Origin of the sequence: Parabacteroides sp. Marseille-P3160, assembly GCF_900162725.1 — a bacterium.
Taxonomy (GTDB): domain Bacteria; phylum Bacteroidota; class Bacteroidia; order Bacteroidales; family Tannerellaceae; genus Marseille-P3160.
In genome coordinates this window covers 3,232,678-3,240,179 of the sequence record NZ_LT799418.1, presented here as the reverse complement: position 1 = coordinate 3,240,179, position 7,502 = coordinate 3,232,678, and the positions used below count along the sequence as shown (strand labels likewise).

At 45.2% G+C, this 7,502-nt stretch carries 7 protein-coding genes and 1 rRNA gene; 2 read left to right on the top strand and 6 right to left on the bottom strand.

The window, feature by feature from the left end; all coding sequences use genetic code 11:
* Positions 1–51 precede the first annotated feature (51 nt).
* Positions 52–163 (top strand): 5S ribosomal RNA (gene rrf / locus BQ8014_RS12900).
* 131 nt (positions 164–294) lie between these two features.
* On the opposite strand, the gene cobC is transcribed toward rrf, so the two are convergent.
* Genes cobC through cbiB form a run of 5 tightly spaced genes read right to left on the bottom strand, consistent with a single transcriptional unit; the run spans position 295 to position 4,127 of the window.
* Positions 295–825 (bottom strand): alpha-ribazole phosphatase, encoded by a 531-nt coding sequence (gene cobC, locus BQ8014_RS12895; protein ID WP_080904700.1) that lies wholly within the window; start codon positions 823–825, stop codon positions 295–297.
* Positions 826–860: 35 nt separating this feature from the next.
* Complete coding sequence (locus tag BQ8014_RS12890) at positions 861–1,622, bottom strand: adenosylcobinamide-GDP ribazoletransferase (RefSeq protein ID WP_080904699.1); 762 nt, start codon at positions 1,620–1,622, stop codon at positions 861–863.
* Between the two features lie 3 nt (positions 1,623–1,625).
* Positions 1,626–2,663, bottom strand: coding sequence for a nicotinate-nucleotide--dimethylbenzimidazole phosphoribosyltransferase (cobT, locus tag BQ8014_RS12885; protein WP_080904698.1), 1,038 nt, complete (start codon positions 2,661–2,663; stop codon positions 1,626–1,628).
* On the bottom strand, positions 2,664–3,176 hold the full coding sequence (locus BQ8014_RS12880) for a bifunctional adenosylcobinamide kinase/adenosylcobinamide-phosphate guanylyltransferase (protein ID WP_080904697.1): 513 nt from the start codon (positions 3,174–3,176) through the stop codon (positions 2,664–2,666). It abuts the gene before it with no gap.
* Positions 3,177–3,179: 3 nt separating this feature from the next.
* The gene (gene cbiB, locus BQ8014_RS12875; RefSeq protein WP_080904696.1) at positions 3,180–4,127 is read right to left on the bottom strand and encodes an adenosylcobinamide-phosphate synthase CbiB; all 948 of its coding nucleotides are present in this window, start codon (positions 4,125–4,127) and stop codon (positions 3,180–3,182) included.
* A 91-nt stretch (positions 4,128–4,218) separates the two neighbouring features.
* On the opposite strand from cbiB, the gene BQ8014_RS12870 reads away from it, so the two are divergent.
* A complete protein-coding gene (locus BQ8014_RS12870) occupies positions 4,219–5,244 on the top strand; it encodes an HU domain-containing protein (RefSeq protein ID WP_080904695.1) in 1,026 nt (341 codons plus the stop codon).
* 156 nt (positions 5,245–5,400) lie between these two features.
* Here BQ8014_RS12870 and htpG read toward each other — a convergent pair whose 3' ends face one another.
* Positions 5,401–7,461, bottom strand: coding sequence for a molecular chaperone HtpG (gene htpG / locus BQ8014_RS12865; RefSeq protein ID WP_080904694.1), 2,061 nt, complete (start codon positions 7,459–7,461; stop codon positions 5,401–5,403).
* Positions 7,462–7,502 lie beyond the last annotated feature (41 nt).

Here is a 7,502-nt window from a genome sequence, read left to right as displayed (position 1 = left end):
AGAGGCCCGAGTGTGCAGGAGTGCATCACAAGGAATCGTAAGCGAAGCAATTCAGGTGGTTATAGCATCAGGGATCCACCTCTTCCCATTCCGAACAGAGAAGTTAAGCCTGATCGCGCCGATGGTACTGCGTCATAAGTGGGAGAGTAGGTCGCCGCCGTTTTTTGAAGACCGGGGAAGTTCACCCTCCGCAAGGAGTAAGAACTTCTCCGGTCTTTTTTGTGTTAAGATGGGAAGCCGGGAAAGATCCGGATTAAGGTAATAATTTGAATATTTATAATAATTGGCTAAGTGTTAGAACGTCAATTTAATAGATTCTCCATAACCGACAATGTGGGAAAAAGAATCTTTGGCTTCTAATTCCCCGGCATAAACGCGTGCGCAGGCGAGAACTCCACCATGTGTGAATACACATACCTTTTCAAAGCGATGCTTACGGACATCATCCAGGAAAGAGGATACACGATTGTATTGGTCCATAAAAGATTCTCCATTCGGTAGGGTGAAATTAATCCAGTCGTTGAACCATTTTGAAGAACGTGGGTCTTGAGAAATCTCTTCCCATGTTTTCATTTCCCAATCGCCAAAATTCAGTTCTTTGATCCGTTCGTCCAATATGGCATCAGGATAGCCGCAGAAGGCGGCCAAACGAACACACCGTGAGAGCGGACTACTCCAAACATGATCGAAAATAACTCCATTTAATCTGTTTCTTACATTCAACGCTTCCGATTCAAAAGTAGGTTTTAGCGAAACATCCGTTTGTCCGTAAGCATATCCTGCCGGAACATCGATAGATGTATGTCTTATCAGATAGATTTCCATTTCATTCTGTTTTATTATACATAGTTAGAGAACTATTACAAGCTATTGGAACAGTTATAGATAATAACGACTCCGAGATAAAAACCGATTTCACATAATAAGAACAAGGCCCCGCAGCAATCGCCTGTATAGCCGTTGATTCTTTTCTTTATATAATTTGTAAATCCGAACCAGATTGCGACCGGAAAAACGACGGCTATCAGATAAAGGGGAGAGGGAACCCAGATAAGAGGCAGCAATGCACTTACTGCAGCGATTATCCATTCAGTCCGAGTCATTGAGGTATAAATCATCTTGCTTTTGGACTCCTCTTCCTTGCGTGCATAAGGTAATTTATTGATGATCATCGATGCCACTCCTTTGGAAAAAGGATCCCCCATCAAAAGAGTCGATGCGATTAATTCGGCCGGAAGGGTATTTAGCAGCAGATAGTATAGGATAAAATAGGAGATCAGTCCGATAACGCCATAACTACCTATATGCGAGTCTTTCATGATAGAAAGAATTTGCGCGCGGTCATGCCCTCCTCCGAAACCATCCAAGAAGTCGGCTAACCCGTCTTCATGAAGGCAGCCGGTAAGCAGCAACCGGCTGATCATTGCGAGTATAATTGCGATATTCAGAGGTAGGAAATAGACCGCGACAAGGAGTGTTATAGTGGAGACTGCTGCCGTAAGCCAGCCCGTCAGGGCCCAGTAAGGAACCACATGCCTGAAATGATCCGCCGGAATGTTTACAAACCGCCACAAAGGAAGACGGGTAAAGAATTGTAACGCTGCCATGACTCTTATGACCATCTTTCAAAAATATTTGGTTATGGACGCTTGCTTAAAAGAATGCATTTCGGAAAGCATCCGAACAGCGGAATCGACGATCGGATAAGCGCAAACTGCGCCGGTACCTTCACCCAAACGAAGTCCTAAGTTTAAAATAGGATGAACATGCATATACTCCAATAAAAGCTTATGCCCGGCTTCGTCTCCGCAATGGCCGAATATGCAAAAGGATCGTATATCCGGATAGAGAAGAGAGGCCGCCAAAATGCAGTTTGTCATAATAAATCCGTCGATCAGGATAATCATATTTAATTCCGCCGCACGAAGCATTCCTCCGACTGCCATGACCATTTCATATCCGCCGAAATATGCCATGACTTCTTCCGGATGATTGGAGCGGTCATATTTATCCAACGCTTGTTTCAGTATCCGGTATTTTTTCTCTACCCCGTTTTTATCGAGCCCACTTCCTGCGCCGACACATTGGATCAAGGGAAGCCCTGTGAGGCAGGTCATCCACATACTCGAAGCAGCGGTATTCCCGACTCCCATCTCTCCGAAACTAATAATATTGCAACCCTCATGATGGCAATCCGAAACAATATCGGCACCCCATTGAATGGCCAGATTAAATTCTTCTGCCGTCATCGAAGGGCCATAAAGGAAATTACGTGTGCTTTTACGAATTTTCCGGTCGATTAATTCCGGGATAGAAGGAAAATCATAGTCGACTCCTCCATCCACGATTTTAATCTTGAATCCATGTTGGCGTGCGAGAAAATTGATTCCGGCGCCACCGTTCAGAAAATTGAAAACGACCTGCCGGGTCACTTCTTTGGGTGACTGGCTGACGGGTTCGTCGGCTATGCCATGATCAGATGCATAAATCACATTGAACGGATGTTCAAGCTTCGGAGACAATGATTGTTGAATCCATCCGATCCGGAGGGCCAACTCTTCCAATCGTCCTAACGATCCCTTAGGTTTGGTCAGGTTATCTATTTTTGCAGAAAGTGCAGACCGGATAGCCTCATCCGGTCGCTTAATGTCGAAAGTTATCATTTATTCTTTAATTTTTAAGGGAATACCACTGATCAGTAAGATAACTTCATCCGCCCGGGAAGCAATCAATTGGTTTGTCCATCCGAGAAGATCCGTAAAATACCGCTGCATAGTGTCCGCGGAAACGCCTCCGAGTCCGATTTCGTTCGTAACGAAAATCAGATAAGCTTCTTGTTCCAAGAGCCGGTCCAACTCCCGGCGGATTGCTTCGAGTGAAGCGTCTATATCGCCTTTAGTATCGTAAAAGAAATTAGTTGCCCATAAGGTTACGCAATCGATTACGACAACCCGGTCTTTCAGGCAGTGGCGGCTTAATTCTTTTTCTTCTTCGATCGTGGTCCATTCGGATCCGCGATCCAGTTGGTGGCGGAGGATCCGCTGCCGGTATTCATCATCCCAAACGCGGGAGGTGGCGAGATAGATCGGGTTGGAAGATAAGGATCTCGCCAGTTGTTGCGCATAATTGCTTTTGCCGGACCGTTGTCCCCCTGTTACCAATACAGAATGTTTCATACTTTATCTATATAATAAAATCAAACAGGTAATGAATCCCATGGCCAATTCCGTCAGATTGTTGATGCGTACGGCAATCTGCATATCTTTAATCGTTATTGCCCGTTCATTGGTCCCGATATAAGGTTTCTCCACCGGTTTGCCGAAATAGTAGTGGGTTCCGCCGAAACGGCAATCCAAAATTCCGGCCAGAGCCGCCTCCGGGTATCCGGAGTTCGGGCTTGTATGCGCCCTTGCAAAACGCCGGATAAATTTATGAAGTTTCCAGTTACCGGAAACCAATAACATTCCATAAGCTGTCAGGCGGGCGGGCAGATAATTTGCAACATCATCCAACTTCGCAGCCGCCTTGCCGAATTCCAGATAGCGCTTATTTTTGTATCCGATCATAGAGTCCAACGTATTGACCATCTTATAAGCCATCATTCCGGGAAGGCCTAATAAAGCAAACCAAAACATGGGGGCAATGACACCGTCACTCAGGTTTTCCGCTAATGTCTCCAAAGCCGCCACACGAATTTCCTGGGGAGAGAGGGAAGAAGTGTCTCTTCCGACGATTCGGCTCAATTGTTTCCTTCCCTCGTCAGGATCCCGGTCCACCGCTTCAAAGACCAGGCGGACTTCCGTAATCAATGTTTTCCCCCCCAATCCGAAGAATACTCCCAAAGCGACAAGTGCGGATGAAAATAGCGGATGAATCCGTCCGGCGGCCTTCAATAAAATGAAGAAAAAAGCAAACGTTCCGGCAACCAATACGAACGTTAATAAAAGTCCTTTCCAATACCGGTTTTTCCCTTTATTCAAAATCTTTTCCCCGGATGAAATCAATCTTCCGAAGGCGACGATCGGGTGAGGTAAATGAGGCGGATCGCCCCAAAGACGGTCCAGTATCCATCCACATAGGAAAGGGATGGGAGAAAGCAAATGGATCGGAAAAAAGAAACAATTCATACTTGGTTGATTCTAAGACAAAGGTAATTTTTTTAGATTAAAATCAGGCTTAAGATTTTTGCTTTTCGCGGGGAAATAATACCTTTGCTCTATGCAGCGCATAATAGAACATATCGAACGCCTTTTGTTTTTGCATGATTGCGTCATTATCCCGGGCTTTGGAGGCTTTGTGCTTCAGGAGGTTCCGGCGATTTGTAATGAAGCGGAGCATACTTTTTACCCACAGGGAAAAGAAATCGTCTTCAATCCGACGCTGAAACATAATGACGGACTACTCTGCGAATCATATATGCAAGCCTATACGATCGGATTCAAAGAGGCCCAGTCGATGTTGAAAGAGGATGTAGATACACTGAAATCAGCCATGGCGCAGAGAAACCGGGTTTCTCTGGGACGTATAGGCGCTTTCCATAAAGGAAACGGGGATACGCTTGTTTTCCATCCTTCCGAAGGAGAGGCATTCGGGCTGGAATCCTACGGACTGGCGGCGTTTCATTTGTTGCCGTTGCAAACCATCCTGGAAGAGGGTGAAAAGGAGGCCAAGCTTTTGGAGACCTCCAAACACCGGCGGAAGGATGTCTATTACATACCGGTCAGCCGAACTTTCCTGAGAATAGCGGGTGCTTCCGTAGCTGTAATCCTTTTGTTTTTCATTTTATCGACTCCGGTCAAAGATGTAAATCCTTCGGCTTATACGGCAGGCTTTATTCCGGGAGAGATTGTTACACATGCCAAGCAACCGGCAGATAAAAAGGTGACGCCGCTGACAATCTCGGCCACTGATACTCCCAAGGAAAAAAAAGAGACCATACAAGAAACTCCGGCACTAACCACGCAAACGGAACCGGCAAAAAAAGCGGTTCCTGCTAAACAGATTATGTCGGATACAAAGAAATATTACATCGTCATCGCCAGTTTACCGAATGAGGGGCAAGCTAAAAAATATTTGTCGGAAATGAAATTGCCTTCCACTATGAAGGCCGGTGTAGTAATACGTGAGGGTAAGGTTCGCGTGTATGCCGATCAATTTACAACGCGGGAGGAAGCGGAATCTTATTTGTCCACTTTACGGACGAATGAGCGGTTCTCCAATGCGTGGCTATTTATCAGCCGGTGAGAATCGGAATCATTATTATTATTATTATTTCTTTTTAAACCCCGGCCTAGCGAAGGCTCTGATCTACCAGGTATAGGAAAAAACTAACCCATAAAAACATCCGGACAGGATTTCTCCCGCCCGGATGTACTATCATTGATTATTGTGGAAATCTTATTATTTGTCCGAACCGATGATTGCTACGCTGCGTCGGATGAATTTACTCAAGGCTTCTCCCTTTAATAGGCCATTTGCCAGTAGTCCCAGGTCGATAAGCTGGCCGACCAGCGGATTACCTTTTGCATATTCGGCAATGATTGCATTGCCTTGTTCACGCAATTCGTCGATCTTATGATTGGTATTTTCCATATCTTTCTTTTCCGCTTCGGTGATCTCTTCCGGTTTCTTTTTGCCTTGCGCCTCGCGAAGGTCGGCCTGGCGGGTTTTCCATCCTTTCAAATCGGAAAGGATCGGTTGAAGTTTCTCTGAGCAGGCGGATTCCTCGTCCGTCAGGATCTTTTTCACTAATTCGTGATCGGTATTCAACACCAGGTTATAGCTGTCCGGCATTTCTCCGTAGAAAGACATGCCTGGTTGCATTGCCGACATCTCACGCATCCTGCGCATGTATTCGCTTTGCGTCAGCAAGACCGGATTGGCCTTTTCGCCCAATGCTTCGAAGGTAACATAGAATTCCGTCTTTTCCATTGCCGGCAACTGGCTCTTGAAAATTTCCTGCAAGGCATTTTTCTGTTCTTCGTCCAAATTTACCTGGCTTTGTTCCGCCTTTCGGATCAGATTGTCGATTGTGTCGCTGTCCACACGGACGAAACGCGTCTTCTCAAATTTCTGTTCAAATTGGCTCACAATATGTACATCCAACTGCCCGTCCATTACAAGGACACTGTAACCCTTGTCTTTAGCGGCCTGGATATAGCTGTATTGTTCGTTCTTGTTGGTGGTATAAAGATAGATCAGCGTCCCGTCTTTATCTGTTTGTTCGTTTTGAATCAGCGTTTTATATTCGTCATAAGTAAAATACTTACCTTCTACGTCTTTCAATAAGGCAAATTTCACCGCACGGTCATAGAATTTATCTTCGCTAAGCATTCCGTATTGGATGAATAGCTTCAGGCTGTCCCATTTCTCTTCGAACTGTGAGCGGTCGGATTTGAAAATCTCCTCCAGCCGGTCTGCCACTTTCTTCATAATATGGTTGGAGATCTTCTTTACATTCTGATCACTTTGCAAGTAGGAGCGGGAAACATTCAACGGAATATCCGGAGAATCGATCACTCCATGCAGTAAAGTCAGAAATTCGGGAACGATTCCTTCGACCGAATCCGTCACGAACACCTGGTTGCAATAGAGCTGGATCTTGTTTCGGTTCAGATCAATATTACTCTTGATACGCGGGAAATAAAGGATACCCGTCAAATGGAACGGATAGTCTACGTTCAGATGAATCCAGAACAGCGGTTCTTCGCTCATCGGATAGAGTTCCCGGTAGAACTTTTTGTAGTCTTCGTCTTTCAGGTCGGCCGGTTTGCGTACCCATGCCGGCTGTGTATCATTAATGATATTGGGTGCATCCGTTTCCACTTCCTTGCCGTCTTTCCATTCTTTCTTTTTACCGAAAGCAATGGGTATCGGAAGGAATTTGCAGTATTTGGTAAGCAGGGAGTTGATTCGTGTCGTTTCAAGGAATTCCTTGTTATCCTCATCGATATATAGAATAATATCTGTTCCGCGGTCTGCCTTTTCGGTTTCTTCCAAATCGTATTCCGGATTGCCTTCGCAACTCCATTTCATGGCGACGGCGCCTTCCTTATAGGACTTGGTGATGATTTCCACCTTCTTCGATACCATGAATGACGAATAAAAACCAAGTCCGAAATGACCGATGATGGCGGCCGCGTCGTTCTTGTATTTTTCAACAAACTCTTCCGCTCCGGAAAATGCGATTTGATTAATGTATTTATCGATCTCTTCAGCGGTCATACCGATTCCCCGGTCGGAGATGATCAGTTTGCCCTTCTCGATCTTGACCTGAATCGTGAGGTCACCCAATTCCCCCTTAAATTCACCGACGGACGCCAAAGTTTTTAATTTCTGGGTTGCATCGACTGCGTTGGAAACCAATTCACGAAGGAAAATTTCATGATCACTGTAAAGGAATTTTTTGATGATCGGGAAGATGTCCTGACTTGTTACACCAATATTACCTTGTTTTGCCATATTCTTTATTTATTTTTTGATTATATTTCATCTCTTTTTCT